Origin of the sequence: Pedobacter chinensis (genome assembly GCF_003339865.1) — a bacterium.
Taxonomy (GTDB): Bacteria; Bacteroidota; Bacteroidia; order Sphingobacteriales; family Sphingobacteriaceae; genus Pedobacter; species Pedobacter chinensis.
On record NZ_QPKV01000002.1, the window covers coordinates 440,874 to 457,716 of the forward strand.

Here is a 16,843-nt window from a genome sequence, read left to right on the forward strand (position 1 = left end):
TAATGGAAATACAGTTGATCAGCTTTGGAAAGATTTCAGAATTCATGGAAAGTCAGAAAATGGAAATCCCCGACATGAGCAATACAGATGAGTTGAAAACCTATCTGGAACAGTGTTTCCCAAAACTGGTGGGCATGAAATACAAACTGGCATTAAACAAAAACATGGTACAAACCTCACAAGAATTAAAAAACAATGATACCATTGCTATTATGCCGCCTTTTTCCGGAGGATAATCAATGAATAAAGAGCGATACAACAGACAGATCATGTTGCAAGGATTTGGAATGCCTGCACAAATGCGGTTAACCGGGTCTGCTGTCCTCGTAATCGGTGCTGGTGGTTTGGGTTGCCCGGCCTTGCAATATCTTGCTGCTGCTGGTATCGGTACAATTGGTATAGTTGATGATGATGTTGTTTCGCTGTCCAATCTCCATCGGCAGGTACTTTTTACAACCGAAGATATCGGCAAACTTAAAGTGGAAATTGCCGCTAAAAGGTTGCAGCAAATGAATCCTGAAATTTCTATAAACACCTATGCGGTTAAAATTGACAAAAGCAATGTAATCGACATTTTAAACTATTATGATGTTATTCTTGATGGAACCGATAATTTTGCCGCAAGGTATTTAATTAATGATGCCTGTGCCTTGTTGCATAAACCATTAATATTTGCAGCAGTATCAGGGTGCGAAGGGCAATTGGCTGTTTTCAATGTTCCGGATAATCAAAATGAAAGCACCAATTATCGCGACATCTTTCCTGTTCAACCCAAAGAGGGAGAAATTCCAAACTGTGCAGAAAATGGTATATTAGGCGTTTTACCTGGTGTTATCGGTACCATTGCTGCCACAGAAGTAATTAAGTTCATCACAAAAACCGGAACACCATTAATTAACAAATTACGCCACTACAATATACTTAGCGGTGAGCAGTATGAAATAAATATTAGTCCTGCTAATCATTACACTTTACCCAAAACAGCAACAGAACTATCAAACATGGAATATGAAGATTCGTGCAAAGTATCGCAAAATTATATAGAAATTGATGCGAAAGAATTAAAATCACTTCAAAATCAACCTTCAACTTTAGTCATTGATGTGAGAGAACGCCATGAATTTCCTAAATTAAATGATCCTTTCATTACTCAGGCACCGATGTCTGAGTTGGAGGAGCTTTTAAATCAAAATATCACTCAGGAAAAAATTGTTTTTATCTGTCAGCATGGGATTAGAAGCTTGAGTGCTGCAGAAGCCTTTCATGAAAAATATGGAAATACTAAAAAAATATACAGCCTTAAAGGTGGAATAGTTAAATGGAGAAATCATTTTTGAGGGAATCAAATGAGTGAAAAAAAAATCAGGAATATATTCATTGAAGGCGCAATTAGTCCTTCATTTATAGCCGACAGCATTGCCGGGCATAGCAGTAAAACGACAATTGGTGGTCACAGTATTTTTATGGGGCAGGTAAGGAATGATGAGGTAGATGGAAAATTGGTTACAGCAATAGAATATACGGCTTACGAAGATTTGGCTTTGGAAAAAATGCATGAAATCAGGGAAGAAATTTTTGCAAGATATCCACTTCACTGTATGCATGTCCATCACAGTTTAGGAAACATTAAAACCGGCGAGATTTGCCTCTTTGTATTTACCTCCGCTGCACATCGCAAGCCAGCCATCGATGCCTGTACGGAGATTGTAGAAAGAATAAAAGCTGAACTACCGATTTGGGGAAAAGAAATATTTGACAACAAAACGCATCAATGGAAAGAGAATAAGTAATATGGTAAACATCACTAAAAAATCGAATACTTTACGAATAGCTGTTGCGAGTGCTACGGTTAAAGTGTCAAAGCAGGAAACTATTGATGCCATTTTAGCGCGAAAAATTCCAAAGGGAGATGTATTCGAATTTGCCCGTGCAGCAGGCTTGTTTGGCGTAAAAAGAACGAGCGATGTTATTCCCGATTGCCATCCTTTGCCCATTGAATATACAACCATCAGTTACGATATTGATGGTTTAAATATCATGATTACCGTAGAAGTACATACCATATATAAAACAGGTGTGGAAGTTGAGGCCATGCATGGTGCTTCAGTTACGGCACTAACCATGTATGATATGCTTAAGCCAATCGATAAAGGCATTGAAATTCAAAACATTCGCTTACTTCAGAAAAAGGGCGGAAAATCAGATCTGAAAAATGTAAAATTCCCTGAACTTAATGCTGCAGTGGTAGTTTGTTCTGATTCTGTTTTTCAAAAAACCGATGAAGATCGTTCGGGAAAAGTAGTGATTTCAAGACTGGAGCAGTTTGGAATCAATACAGAGAAGTATGAAATTGTACCCGATGAACTTGAAACCATCCGATTGAAAGCAATTGAACTGAGCAAAGCTGGTTATAGCCTTCTTATCTTTACAGGCGGAACAGGCCTCTCGCCAAGAGATGTTACCCCGGAAGCTGTAGCGCCATTAATAGAACGTAAAATTGATGGGATCATGGAAACCGCCAGACGATATGGTCAGGAAAGAATGCCTTATGCCATGTTATCAAGAGGAATTTCGGGTTTCATTAATGAAACCTTAGTGCTTACGTTTCCAGGTTCAAAAACCGGAGTGGAAGAAAGTATGGATGCGCTTTTCCCTCAAATATTACATCTGTTCAAAGTAAATAAGGGACAAAAGCATTAGTAGTTGTCAACAATCATTCGATTAGTCACTGTCATTCTGAACGCATTGAAGAATACAAAATAATCTTAAAGCTTTAGATATTAAAAATCGCATTAACATACCCAAATTGGGCATAAAGTACACTAAAAACATGATGTAATAATTTGCAGGCAATCAGTTGCTGGCCATGAATACCCCAACAACGGGACTAAACAAAACAACAGCCAGTGCTTGTAGCTTAGAGATTCTTCGTTGCACCCGGAATGACAAAACTTGTTAAAAAAGCAAAACCCTGACCACTCCTTTACCCATAATTCTTACGAAAAACTGGAGCAGTACAGGGCTTGCTACCTCAAACTAAACAGAGTTTTTAGGCCTTAAAGCGATTAAACGGGCACTCAATGGGATGAATAACCAGACTATGCGTTTTATCAACACACAATTACCAGGTTAAAAGACTGCTCCGGGATGAAGTCAATCGAACAGTATTTATTTCAACGTAAATATATACACCTACATATAAATTCGGGTATTAATCTGATGTCTTGCATTACAATGTGAGATTTCATACTTACAAGACTCTTATTAATATCCAATTATAATTATAATAAACGAATATAAGAAATAAATTTAAAAAGGACAAATAAGTCCTAACATTAATTATTTTAAATTTTGACTTTTCCACTGTGGGAAAACAGTACAAGGATCAAAGTTATTTACAGAAAGTTGGATTGCGATTGGCACAAATTCGCGATAGTAAAAAAATAACCCAGGAAAAACTATCCGAGCTGACAAAGTTTGATACAAGACAAATTGGAAGAATTGAACGGGCAGAAACTAATGCTTCAATAAGTATTATCAAAGCAATTGCCGATAAACTGAAGGTTAATGTTAGCGAAATACTGGATGTTTAACATGGACTAATTCTGCACTTGATCACTACCATTAAGCCAAGCTTTCCCTGGCCTTTATCTATATAAAATAACTCAATCACAATTCCAGCTCTTCTATTCAGGAATACTTACCATTTGAAAAGACTTAAGATAATTAATCCCTATCTCTTCTGGATAAATACCTGCTGTAAACAGTTCGCAACAAAATACGATTAGCTAAAACCATATGCCAGTGCTGCTGTTTAAATTAAGCCACTGTTTTAATAACTTAATCAGCAGCACATTAACTGTTTTAACCTCAAAACAGCAACATGAAACAAAACAAAACTCAACTTACTCCTGAAGAGCAAAAACTCTTCGGCGACCTCATGCCAGAAGAACTTGAAGAAGTTATCAATTCTGGTTTTAACCGGCGGCATTTTATTAAGCTGATGGGATTGGCCACAGCTGGTCTTCTGGCTAGCCATGCAATTGGTGCAGAACAGCTATTTGCCAGAGCAATTGAAACAGATGAAATCCCTGATCTGATACCTGAAGCCATTGAAAATGGCATTAACGTAAGTTTCAAGGTAAATTCAAGTGTTAAAAAGGTATTAATTGATTCAAGAATGACTTTATTGGATACGCTTCGTGAACGAATCGGTTTAACAGGATCAAAAAAAGGTTGCGATCACGGTCAATGTGGTGCCTGTACGGTTATTGTGGATGGTCAGCGTGTTTTATCATGTTTAACGTTGGCAGCAACCTGCGAAGGCAAATCAGTCATAACAATTGAAGGATTGGCTAAAGAAAATGCGTTAAATCCAATGCAAGCGGCGTTTTTAAAACACGATGGTTTTCAATGCGGCTTTTGTACTCCCGGCCAAATCTGTTCAGCAGTTGCTTTAATGAAGGAAGCTAAAGAAGGCAATGCCAGTTATGTCACTAAAAACATAAGGGAAGATGGAAAGTCACTCTTGCTTTCTGATGAAGAAATCGCAGAGCGAATGTCAGGAAATATTTGCCGATGTGGCGCTTATCCCAACATTGTGGCAGCAATCAAGGAAGCCCAAAGCGGAAAGAACATTACGCAAAATTGGCTTTTTGCAGGTTAAACTAAACAATCAATTATGAGACCCTTTAAGTTTACAGCAGCTGATAGTCTGAATACAGCGATTGGCATACGCACTAAAAATCCTGAAGCAGCCTTTTTAGGCGGAGGAACAAATCTTCTCGATTTAATGAAAGAGCATGTTGCTTTGCCAAACGAAATTATAGATCTGGGAAAACTGAATCTGAAGACTATTAAGGCAACCCCAACAGGTATTTCATTAGGTGCATTGGCAAAAAACACAGAAACAGCGAATCATCCTCTGGTCAGAAAGGACTTTCCATTGTTGAGCAAAGCTATCTTGGCCGGGGCTTCGGCACAAATCAGGAACATGGCCACCAATGGCGGAAATTTATTACAACGTACACGTTGCAGCTACTTCTATGATATTTCCATGCCGTGCAATAAAAGGGTTCCTGGAAGTGGTTGTTCGGCTATAGAAGGCTTTAACAGAATGCATGCAATTTTTGGTTGGTCAGAACAATGCGTTGCCGTTTATCCATCCGATATGGCAATTGCTTTATCAGCTTTAGATGCCACCGTAAAAGTGATGCAAACCAACTTTTCTGAGCGGTCCATCTTAATGAAAGATTTTCATATACTTCCGGAAAATCATCCCGAAATAGATAATAGTTTAAAACATGGCGAACTGATTACTTCCATTGAAATTCCAAAAAACAACCTTGCCTCCCACTCCGCTTATATCAAAGTGAGAGACAGAAACTCTTATGCTTTTGCACTGGTTTCAGTTGCCGCAGGTTTAAATCTCAACGGAAATATAATTCAGTCTGCGCATATTGCCATGGGTGGTGTAGCCCATAAGCCCTGGCGGGCCATTCAGGCCGAACAGGTTTTAAAAGGCAAACCAGCTACATTAGCCAATTTTACAAAGGCCGCAGAAGCTGAAATGAGTGCTGCAAGAGCTTTATCGCATAATCAATTTAAGATAGAAATGGGCAAAAAAACTTTGATCAATGCACTGGAGATGGCGTTGAATGGTTAATCTTAAACAATTGCAAAATGATGAATATGGAAGATAGCAAAAAGTCCATCGGCAAAGGGATTAACCGCATTGACGGGATTTTAAAAATCACAGGTAAAGCAACCTATGCCACTGATTATCCGGTAAAAAACATAGCTTATGCAGTGTTATTCAAAAGCACCATAGCTGCTGGCCGGATCAAAGAAATCTCTACTCGCGAAGCAGAGGAATCAGCTGGCGTTTTGAAAGTGATCACACACAAAAATGCACCCAAACTGAATGTCAAAGGTGGTTTACGAGGTGGGGCTTTACTACAAGGACCAGAAATTGTATTTCACGGACAACACATTGGAATGGTGGTGGCCGAAACCTTTGAACAAGCCACTGCCGCTGCTCATTTAATTAGGGTAGAATATGAACAACACGAAGAAAAAACTGATTTTGAAAAACTTGCCCCTGCAGCTGTACTACCTAAAGGAAAAGAGCTTGCAGATTTAGTTCGTGGCGCTGGAAAAGCGGCCATGAACACCGCTGAAGTTAAAGTAGAGGAATTATATGAAACCCCCATTGAGCATCATCATCCAATGGAGCCGCATGCAACAGTAGCCGTTTGGGAAAACGATAAATTAACCCTTTATAACGGTTCACAAATTATTAATGGCGCACAAACTTCGGCAGCTGCAACGCTAAACATCAAGCCGGAACAGGTCAGGATTGTATCGCCTTACATTGGCGGCGGTTTTGGCTCAAAAGGAGGCCAGTGGGCAAACCTGGTACTTACGGCGGTAGCTGCAAAAATGGTTAACCGACCGGTAAAACTTGCACTTACCCGTCAGCAAATGTTTAATTCCGTTGGTTTGCGACAAAGAAATATGCAGAAAGTAAGTATCGGTGCAACAAAAGATGGAAAGCTGATTGCACTGGCCCATGAAATTACTTCACACACTGCAGTGGATAATGAATATATTGAACCTTGCGGCGATTGTTCTAAAATTATGTACGAGGTTCCGAACGCCTTGATCAGCTATCGGGTAGTGCCCATGAACCTCATTTTGCCTACCTATACTCGTGGACCAGGGAAATCTACAGGAAGCTTTGCCCTTGAATCGGCAATGGATGAGCTTGCTTATAAACTGAACATGGACCCAATCGAATTGCGGATTAAAAATGAGCCGGAAAAAGATCCATCGAATGGAAAGCCCTGGTCGTCAAGAACAACAATAAAATGTTTAAAGGAAGGGGCCAAAGCATTTGGATGGGACAAAAGAAAAGCTAAACCAGCAACCAATAAGATTGGGAACGATTTGATTGGTTATGGCGTAGCTTGTGGCACTTACCCGGCAAGGCAAAGAGATAGTTCGGCCATCATTAAACTCATTCGTCAGAATAACCTGGTTCATGCAACGGTAGAAATTGCCGCATCAGATCTGGGCACGGGAACCAATACAATATTGGCCCAAACCGCTGCTGATGGTTTAGGCTACCTGTAAATCAGATTACGGTAAATCTGGGCGATTCTGATCTCCCTCCTGCTGCCGGCTCCGTGGGTTCAGTCGGTGCATCGAGTTTTGCAAATGCAGTTAATGATGCTTGTATCAAAATTACTGATGAGCTATTGGCTAAGTCGGGGAAACAGTTTTTTGTTCGCCCCACTGCAAACCAGTTGATGATTTCAGAAAACATTGATGTTTTTCAAACCCGTTCTGATTCGAAAGCGCCAGCTGAAGCAGAAAAATATTCATCGCACAGCTTCAATGCAAATTTTGCCGAAGTAAGGGTAAACAGCATTACGGGAATGGTAAAAGTAACGCGTTTTTTAGCGGTTACCGGAGCGGGAAGGATTTTAAATCCCAAAACAGCCCGTTCACAAATTATTGGTGGAAACGTTTGGGGCATCGGTATGGCGCTCACAGAAGAATCAATCATCGACCCCAGATACGGAAATTTTGCCACCAGGTCTTTTGCAGATTATCATGTACCGGCAAACCTTGATATTGGCGATTTAGATGCCATGTTCATTAATGAGGAAGATTTAATTCCAAATAAAATGGGCATCAAGGGAATTGGCGAAGTAGGTATAGTAGGCGTTGCTGCTGCCGTAGCCAATGCGGTATTTAATGCTACGGGAAAAAGAATCAGATCACTGCCTATTACACCAGATAAATTACTTTAGTGTGAATTGTATAATTTGCATCAAGATTTCTCAACTTACGAAGTTTTACAGGCCGCTAGCGTGGATAGAACTTCGTAAGTTTAACCACCTTTATCGTCCTCGTTTGTAATGAGGATGAACGAAACTGGCGATTTTATCGCCCGGATAACAATCAATTCTCATTAAGATAATACCTAATTTACCGGTTTAAATATGGCCTGTTGTACAGAAAACTCTTTTGAAGGTACAAGTGTTGGGTTTGAAAGTTCATTCAGTTTTGAGTTTAATACCCAAACCTGTCCGTTATTCATAATCGCTGTTGAGGGTTGCTGAAAACGATCTTCACCTGCAGTAGCTGCTTTTATTTTCGCAGTTTGCCAGTTATCGCTGCTACTAATCCGGTAAACTCTGTTTACACTTTTATTTTGTACCAGTATTAAATCGCCCTGATCGATTAAAAGCCCATCGGCACCCGGAAAAAGTGCATCTATCTTTACCCTGGTTACTTTTTTTGGATCTTTAACATCAATTTTCAATATAGATCCATTGCTATTGTTTACTGCAATTAAATAACCAGCCGGATTAAAAGCAATTCCGTTAAGTCCAATATCTTCAGAGCCAAACATTTCGTTCTCGGCAAACACGCTCGCCTTTCCACTGGCATCTACCTTATAAATAACAGGAGAGAAACTATCTGTAAGGAAAAGATTACCTACCACGTCCATAGTAAGATCGTTAATGAAATGATCGCCTTTATAAACTTTTGATAAGTCGACATCCATAACTTTTTTGCCCTTTTTAAGATCAATCGCAATCACTCTGGCCATTTTCTTAAAAGTTTTTGGGGTACTGTATATGCTATAATTGGCATTAGGGTCACTTAAACACACAAAAAGTTTGCTGCCATTGGCATCAACCTTCATCCCAAAACTGGATATCAAATCTTTATCCTGATAAAATTCGGTATAATTTCCTGATTGATCTACCTTTCCAATTGTACCTGTTTTAACCGAGCTTACAAAAAAATTCCTCGTTTGATTATCATAAGCAATACCTTCCGGATAAAGCAAGGGAACTTTAAAGGTAATTCTCGGGGTTTGTGCTTTTAGTGAAAAAGCAATCGCCATTGCAGCGATAGTATAGATTAATTTTTTCATGGTTACTTATTTAATGGGATAACAGAATAGATTACACCACTTTCATCATCAGATATATATACCGTTCCTTTATTCGATATTGCTAATCCGGCTGGACGGCCAAATCTTGTTTTACCATCAGAACTTAAAAATCCGCTAAAGAAATCTTCCACTCCCGTTGGTTGTCCGTTTTCAAATTTAATTCGCTGTACTTTATAACCTTCTGGTTTCTTACGATTCCATGAGCCATGCCAGCAAACCAGTGCATCATCCTGAAAATCTTTTGGAAAAGCAGTAGCCTTCGTTAAAAACTTAAAATCGATTGGAGCCGAATGTGCAGGAAATTCCATGACTGAGGGCTCGGTTGTTTTCGCGTAAGCAGCTTTTGTTGTACCAATTGGATCTTCACGTGTTTCATCTACCTGTTGTTTCGCAAATACCCGGGGCCATCCATAATCCTTATCTGGCAATATTTTGTTCAGTTCTTCTGGGGGCATATCATCACTTCTCCAGTCAGTTCCGTTATCTGCACCCCACATTTCTTTCGTTTGAGGATGCCAGTCAAAACCAATGGTATTCCTTAAACCTCTGGCATATATTTTTCGGGTTTTAAAATCGGATTGTACTTGAAGAATGGTAGCATGTTCAGGATTGGTTTCTGCACAATCATTGCAACTGGACCCTACGCTGATGTAAAGCAAATTATCCGGGCCAAACGCAATTACCCGGTTATCATGCTGACTTCCCTCGGGCAAATCTGAAATTAGTGTAACTGTGTCGTGTAAAGAGCCATCAGGATTTAACTTTCCTCGCTTAAGGGCTTTGTCAGAACAGAGGTATAAATAACCATCATGAATGGTAATGCCATGAACGCCCAAAAAATTTGACCAAACGGTTTTTAAACTTTCCAGTTTTCCGTCGCCATCCTTATCTTCCAGCAAAAGCACATCACCAACATCCCGGCGGGTAATATATAATCCGCCCTGGTCATTTACCGCCATCATCCTGGGTTTGCCAAGCCCTGTAGCTACGGCTTCTACTTTATATCCGCTGGGAACTTTAAGCCTGGAAATCAGTTGCTGATTAAAATCTTCATGTTGAGGATAGAAAGTGCTGACACTTACCGTTGTGGGCGTTTTTGCCGGATGCCCTTTTTGTGCGAAGGCGTTGGAAACAAAGAAAAACAAACAGCTCAGTAAGCCAATTGAATTAAATGCTATCTTTTTCATATGGGATGTTTTTTTTGCTAACACTAAAAAAACAGCAAAAGTTTGGAAGAAATAAAGATATCCTACAACCGGATCATGATTCTGGCTTTTTCAATATTGTTAATAAGTGTATGGATCTTCCGAACGATACAAGTATTATTTCAAGTATAAATACGATAAATATTACCTATAAGCTAAAATGGCTGAAAATTGAAAAACCATATTTAAAATAGGCTGTTATCAAATCTCCTGACATTAACCAAAAGAATCAATAATTAACGTATTTTTTAATAACATCCTCAAACGAAAATAGCAATGAATCAGAAAGAATTTAGTCAAACCGCAGATCAGCATTCCTCTTCCTTACATTCACACGCTATGCGTTTTACCAGAGACGAAGATGAGGCAAAAGATCTTGTACAGGAAACATTATTAAAAGGAATAAGATTCTGCCATAATTTTGATGAGGGAACGAATATCAAAGGCTGGCTTTATGTGATTATGCGAAACACATTTATCAACAATTATCGGAAAGATCAAAAACGAACGGATTTAATAACAACCGAAGAAGAAATTTCCAATGCATATTTATTGAAAAGTTCATCCAGAAATGATTCTGAATCGAAATTTGTAATGGGCGATATCGAAAAAGCGTTAAAAAGTATTCCTGCTGCCTATAGCATACCTTTCCAGCGTTATTTTGAAGGTTACAAATACCATGAGATTGCTGAACAACTCAATATACCATTAGGCACGGTTAAAACTCATATCCATCAGGCCAGAATTGAACTGAAGAAATATTTAAAAAATTACAGGGGAAATTATCATTTATGATTGACTTAAGCATCGTATGGACACGAATATTTTTCAGGCCATACTTGTTGCCGTCATTTTCACGCAGGTAAGAATCAACCTAACCACCATTTCCTGCTGACCTGCAGCGAAGCTGAAAGCTATGAAGTAAATTTATCTCAGCATCTTTCCACGTTCATGCAATTAAAGTCCTGAAATAAACGGCGCAGCCCTCTTGAATACCAATAAAAAAAAACGAAAAATTCAGGATGATGGCCGTTTGTGTATGGTGTTTTAAGCGTGATGCCTAACCATCACGTCATGCTGAATTTGATAAATTCAGGATGACGACCGTTCATGTATGGTGTTTTAAGCATGATGCCTAACCACCACGTCATGCTGAACTCGTTTCAGCATCTTTCCTGCTATACGTTAATACTATTAAGGTCCTGAATAAACTGCGCAGCCCTCTTGAATACCAATAAAAACTTAAAAACAAATGAAAAATTCAGGATGACGGCCGTTCATGTATGTTTTTTATGCTTAATGCCTAACAACCACGTCATGCTGAACTTGTTTCAGCATCTTTCCTGCTATGCGTTAATACTATTAAAGTCCTGAAATAAACGGCGCAGCCCTCTTGAATACCAATAAAAACTTAAAAACAAATGAAAAATTCAGGATGACGACCGTTCATGTATGATTTTTTAAGCGTGATGCCTAACCACCACGTCATGCTGAACTCGTTTCAGCATCTTTCCTGCTATGCGTTAATACTATTAAGGTCCTGAAAAAAACGGCGCAGCCCTCTTGAATACCAATAAAAACGAAAAAAAACGAAAAATTCAGAATGATGGCTGTTTGTGTATGGTGTTTTAAGCATGATTCCTAACCATCACGTCATGCTGAACTTGATAAATTCAGGATGACGACTGTTCATGTATTGTGTTTTAAGCGTGATGCCTAACCACCACGTCATGCTGAACTCGTTTCAGCATCTTTCCTGCTATACGTTTATGCCATTAAGGTCCTGAAATAAATTCAGGATGACGACCGTTCATGTATGATTTTTTAAGCGTGATGCCAAACCAATAAAAACTTAAAAACAAATGATAAATTCAGGATGACGATCGTTTATGCATTGTGCAAACCACAACATCTTGTTAAATCTACTCAATAAACTACTAAATCTATAGATTTAATTGTATTTAATGGTTTTATTTTTATATTTGCCTCAGATAACCACCAATAAATAAAATCATGTCAACCCAAACCATCATCCCTCATTCTGCTTACATGAAAAAAATTAACAATTTTTCCATGCACTTATTGATGATGTATTGTTGTTGCAAATAACCATAACTGTTAAATCTTGGCAGTTGTAACATAATACAAGCCAATCTTAAAGGCTATCGCTTTCTCAAAAGATTTTTTTCTTAACATCAAAAAGTTTCAAATTGAAGAAATTTTACCTCGGTATAACTATGTTATTCGCGCTAATATCTTGTAAGCAAAAGCAAGCTGCACAGGCTACATTAAATGTTAAAAATGCATTTAATAAGAATGTGGCTATTTGCTGTGAATCGAATATTCCACCGAGATTCATGCCTGCATCACATTCTACATCCGAAAAATTTCAAAATCTGCTGACCATAAAAATATGGTTTGGATACCCGCGGGCGATTTTATGATGGGTGGCGACAATAAACAAGCATCAGCAGATGAATTTCCGAAACACAAGGTTCGGGTAAATGGTTTCTGGATCGATCAAACAGAAGTAACGAACAAACAATTTGCAGCTTTTATTAATGCAACAGGATATCAAACCACCGCAGAAAGAAAACCGAACTGGGAAGAACTGAAACGCCAGGTTCCGCCGGGAACACCCAAACCACCAGATAGTGTTTTGGTCGCAGCATCATTGGTTTTTAAGCCCGCAAAAGGCAAAGTAAGTTTAAATGATTATTCGCAATGGTGGACCTGGCAAAAAGGTGCCGATTGGAAGCATCCGCAAGGACCAAAAAGTAATATTGCAGGTAAGGAAAATTATCCGGTAGTTCACATCTCTTTTGAAGATGCCCTGGCCTATTGCAAATGGGCGGGCAAACGCTTACCTACTGAAGCTGAATGGGAATGGGCTGCAAGAGGCGGATTAAAAAACAACATTTATCCCTGGGGAAATGAACCAGTAAATAAAGGCAAACCTAAAGCCAATAGCTGGCAAGGTAATTTCCCTTATAAAAACACTTTGGCAGATAAATTTTACGCCAGTGCCCCTGTAAAATCCTTTAATCCGAATGCATATGGTTTATATGACATGGCCGGAAATGTTTGGGAATGGTGCGCCGACTTTTATGATTACCAATATTATAGTACAATAAATAAACCAAATGGGGTGGATAATCCGAAAGGTCCCGCCATTTCAAGAGATCCTGATGAACCTTATGCGGTAAAGCATGTGGTTAGAGGTGGTTCATTTTTATGTAATGACAGTTATTGCTCTGGTTATCGCGTAGCAAGAAGGATGAAAACGACAGAAGACAGTAGTATGGAGCATCTCGGTTTTCGATGCGCTCAGGATAAATAGATTTAAAAAAGGAGGAAAAACGAAAAAAAAATTACTAAAAGAATAAATAAAAAAGAGGAATGCATTGCATCCCTCCCAGGTTCAAGTTAATGAAACAGGCTATCAATTGGCGTTGGCGCCTGTTCCAACCGATAAAATAAACCCATTAAAGATATGCAAATAAATGAAAAGGTCAGGAAGACCTTTCAATCTATGCTGGAAAATAGTTTTCTGAAACTGAAGCATAGATTTAAAATAACAAGAAAAGTTACGGCCAGTCTACTGGTTTTTAGTCTGTATCTCTTTCATGCTCAGGCTCAAATCAAAACGCAACCATTGGTAAATTCTACCCTTACAGGAAGAGTATTGGATGCCAAAAATAAATTACCAATTCCAGGAGCAATTGTTCATATTCAAGGTACTACTCACGAGGTAGTCACTGATGATCAGGGAAGATTTAACTTCGTTACCGGCCAAAAGTTCCCTTATACACTTTTGGTAAGTTATATTGGCTATAAAAAAGCAGAAGTTATTGCTACGGGCAAGCATCTTGATATTGAACTTGAAGAAACGGCCAATAACCTCAACGATTTAGTTGTGGTTGGCTATGGCACACAAAAGAAAAGTGATTTAACAGGATCAATTTCTACCATTCCGCAAAGCGCATTGAAACAGCCCGTTTCTTCGTTAGATCAGGCATTGAAAGGTGCAGCAGCAGGCGTTCAGGTTACGCAAACTTCAGGACAGCCCGGCGGTGGTGTAAGTATCAGAATCCGCGGGGGAAGTTCAATACAAGGTGGAAATGAACCTTTATATGTTATTGACGGTTTCCCGATTTATAACAGCCCAAGCACTTCTGGTGTAGTGAGCGGTGCTTTGGTCAATCCATTATCAAGTATTAATCCATCCGATATTGAAACAATTGATATTTTGAAAGATGCATCAGCCACAGCTATCTATGGATCAAGAGGTGCTAACGGCGTTGTAATTGTAACGACAAAAAAAGGTAAATCAGACCGGAGTAATATCAGTTATGAGGGAAGTTTTGGCGTACAATCCCTTCGTAAAAAGATTGATCTCCTAAATGCCCGCGATTTTGCCATTTTAAGAAATGATGCACTTTTTGATGCCACACCGGCAAATGGCCGCTATCAATATTTAAGTCAGGCGCAAATTGACAATCTTGGTGCCGGAACCGACTGGCAGGACGAGGCCTTCGGATCTGCAAATGCACAAAATCACAACCTTTCCTTTAGTGGAGGAAATGCAAAAACACGGTATTTACTTTCAGGAAATTATTTCAAACAAGATGGAATTGTAAAAAACACCGATTTCAGCAGATTGAATTTCAGGGCAAATATTGATGCCAATCCTTTTGAAAAGTTAAAAATCAGTGCAAGCCTCAACTTCAGTAAATCTGATGCAAACCTTGCTCCATCGGGTATTATCAGCGGCTTACTTACCATGCCCGCCACAGCAAGTGTATATCAGGCCAATGGAAGTTATACCCTTCGAAACCCATTTGAAAATATTTTTGCCAATCCGATAGCTTCGCTCAACGAGCAGATCAATAAATCAACCACCAATCGTTTATTAGGAACTGCCTTTGCAGAATATTCCATTATTCCTGGTTTAAATGTTAAAGTTCTTTTTGGTACCGATGTAACTAACGGCATTGAAAAAAGCTATATTCCAAGTACCATTTACGAAGGCAGCTTAACAGGAGGAACGGCAGCAAGAGGTTCGCTCAACTCCTATTCCTGGTTAAATGAAAACACCATAACCTATAATAAAACCATTGGCAAACATAATTTTGATATACTTGCAGGTTTTACGCAACAAGAGTATAGAGTAGAGGAATTTAATGCTGGTGCGCAGAAATTCGTACTTGATGATTTAAATTATAATTCGCTCCAAAGCGGATCTACTTTGGTTCGCCCGGCATCCGATGCATCTCAGTGGATCCTTCACTCCTATTTAGGCCGCGTTAATTATAATTACGATCGTAAATACTTTTTAACAGCAAGTTTGCGAACAGATGGTTCATCAAGATTTGGCACTGGTAACAAATGGGGGTATTTCCCGTCTGCTGCCCTATCCTGGAAAGTAAGTAGCGAGAAATTTTTCGAACCTATGCTAAATACCATCAGCGATTTAAAATTCAGAGCCAGTTTTGGTACTACAGGAAATCTTGAAATTGGAGAATATCAATCTTTGGCTACGTTAGGTACTTATACTTACATCATCGGAGGAAACATCATCACTGGTTTTGCACCAAACAGAATTGCAAATGATAAATTAAGCTGGGAAACCACCTATCAGTATAATACCGGTTTAGATGTTGGTTTATTCAACAACCGGGTTCAGCTAACACTGGATGGTTACTACAAAAAAACCACCGATTTATTATTGAATGTAGAATTACCCTGGACAACAGGCCAGGCTTCAGTTCTGCAAAATTTTGGATCGGTTAGCAACAAAGGTTTTGAAATCGGCTTAAATACAAGAAATTTAACGGATGGCTTTACCTGGAATACCAATCTTAACTTCTCTGTAAACAGAAATAAGGTATTAACCATTGGAAATGGAGCCGCTTCTTACATTACCGGAAATTATATTATTCGTGTTGGAGAACCATTAGGTAGTTTTTATGGAACAGTTACCGATGGTATTTTGCAGCCTGGTGAAGAAAGTACAAAAGGAAAATACACGGGAAGTGCTGTACCTAAAGCAGGTGATAGATTATACAAAGACCTCAATGGCGACGGAACATTTACCACTGCCCTGGATAGAACCATTATTGGAAATGCACAGCCCGATTTTATTTTTGGTATTACCAATACGTTTGAATGGCGGGGCATCGATCTTTCCATATTTCTTCAGGGTTCTTATGGTAACCAGATACTGAATGCCAACAAGCAAACACTCGAGCTTTTTACAGGTCAGCAAAATGCATCATCATCTGCATTGGATAGATGGACACCGACGAACCCCAGTCAAACGATACCAAGAGCAAAGCTTGATCCAGCACCAGTATTTTCCGATAGGTTTATTGAAGATGGCTCTTTCCTGCGGGTTAAGAATGTGAATTTAGGCTATACCCTACCCAGAGCATTTACCCAAAAAGCCAAAATTAACAATATCTATTTGTACCTAAGCGGACAAAATCTTTTAACCTGGACAAAGTATACCGGTTTCGACCCTGAAATTACCTCTGGAAGCAATGTTTCACCAGGAACAGATTCTGGTATATATCCTGTTTCAAGAGCATTTTACGCCGGTGTAAAAATTACTTTATAACCTGATTAGATATGAACCATCATGATTTTGCAAAAGTCAACAGAG

12 protein-coding genes and 1 pseudogene are annotated in these 16,843 nt (G+C 39.0%); 11 read left to right on the plus strand and 2 right to left on the minus strand.

Going from position 1 to position 16,843, the window contains the following annotated elements; genetic code table 11:
- The first annotated feature begins 2 nt into the window (after positions 1-2).
- The 8 genes and pseudogenes from DU508_RS03150 (at position 3) to DU508_RS03185 (ending at position 7,817) form a co-directional block, all read left to right on the plus strand.
- On the plus strand, positions 3-236 hold the full coding sequence (locus tag DU508_RS03150) for a MoaD/ThiS family protein (protein ID WP_115401384.1): 234 nt from the start codon (positions 3-5) through the stop codon (positions 234-236).
- Between the two features lie 3 nt (positions 237-239).
- Complete coding sequence (locus DU508_RS03155) at positions 240-1,337, plus strand: ThiF family adenylyltransferase (RefSeq protein ID WP_115401385.1); 1,098 nt, start codon at positions 240-242, stop codon at positions 1,335-1,337.
- Positions 1,338-1,346: 9 nt separating this feature from the next.
- On the plus strand, positions 1,347-1,790 hold the full coding sequence (locus DU508_RS03160; protein WP_115401386.1) for a molybdenum cofactor biosynthesis protein MoaE: 444 nt from the start codon (positions 1,347-1,349) through the stop codon (positions 1,788-1,790).
- 1 nt (position 1,791) lies between these two features.
- Complete coding sequence (gene moaCB / locus DU508_RS03165) at positions 1,792-2,700, plus strand: bifunctional molybdenum cofactor biosynthesis protein MoaC/MoaB (RefSeq protein WP_115401387.1); 909 nt, start codon at positions 1,792-1,794, stop codon at positions 2,698-2,700.
- Positions 2,701-3,365: 665 nt separating this feature from the next.
- Positions 3,366-3,593 carry a helix-turn-helix domain-containing protein gene (locus tag DU508_RS03170; protein WP_115401388.1) on the plus strand — a complete coding sequence of 76 codons (228 nt, stop codon included), beginning with the start codon at positions 3,366-3,368 and terminating at the stop codon, positions 3,591-3,593.
- 290 nt (positions 3,594-3,883) lie between these two features.
- Positions 3,884-4,666: a (2Fe-2S)-binding protein gene (locus DU508_RS03175; protein ID WP_115401389.1), complete on the plus strand. Its 783-nt coding sequence runs from the start codon at positions 3,884-3,886 to the stop codon at positions 4,664-4,666.
- Between the two features lie 15 nt (positions 4,667-4,681).
- Positions 4,682-5,665, plus strand: a complete 984-nt coding sequence (locus tag DU508_RS03180) for an FAD binding domain-containing protein (protein ID WP_115401390.1) — start codon at positions 4,682-4,684, stop codon at positions 5,663-5,665.
- A 26-nt stretch (positions 5,666-5,691) separates the two neighbouring features.
- Positions 5,692-7,817: pseudogene (locus DU508_RS03185) on the plus strand (xanthine dehydrogenase family protein molybdopterin-binding subunit).
- A 173-nt stretch (positions 7,818-7,990) separates the two neighbouring features.
- On the opposite strand, the gene DU508_RS03190 reads toward DU508_RS03185, so the two are convergent.
- Positions 7,991-8,953 carry an SMP-30/gluconolactonase/LRE family protein gene (locus tag DU508_RS03190; protein WP_115401391.1) on the minus strand — a complete coding sequence of 321 codons (963 nt, stop codon included), beginning with the start codon at positions 8,951-8,953 and terminating at the stop codon, positions 7,991-7,993.
- A gap of 2 nt (positions 8,954-8,955) precedes the next feature.
- The gene (locus DU508_RS03195; RefSeq protein WP_115401392.1) at positions 8,956-10,161 is read right to left on the minus strand and encodes a PQQ-dependent sugar dehydrogenase; all 1,206 of its coding nucleotides are present in this window, start codon (positions 10,159-10,161) and stop codon (positions 8,956-8,958) included.
- 294 nt (positions 10,162-10,455) lie between these two features.
- Here DU508_RS03195 and DU508_RS03205 point away from each other — a divergent pair, with 294 nt between their 5' ends.
- From DU508_RS03205 to DU508_RS03215, 3 genes are all read left to right on the plus strand, one after another.
- On the plus strand, positions 10,456-10,974 hold the full coding sequence (locus DU508_RS03205; protein WP_115401394.1) for an RNA polymerase sigma factor: 519 nt from the start codon (positions 10,456-10,458) through the stop codon (positions 10,972-10,974).
- Positions 10,975-12,592: 1,618 nt separating this feature from the next.
- Entirely contained in the window at positions 12,593-13,519 is a 927-nt protein-coding gene (locus DU508_RS03210; protein WP_115401395.1) for a formylglycine-generating enzyme family protein, read from the plus strand.
- A gap of 153 nt (positions 13,520-13,672) precedes the next feature.
- The gene (locus DU508_RS03215; RefSeq protein WP_199562633.1) at positions 13,673-16,798 is read left to right on the plus strand and encodes a SusC/RagA family TonB-linked outer membrane protein; all 3,126 of its coding nucleotides are present in this window, start codon (positions 13,673-13,675) and stop codon (positions 16,796-16,798) included.
- The last annotated feature ends 45 nt before the right edge of the window (positions 16,799-16,843 follow it).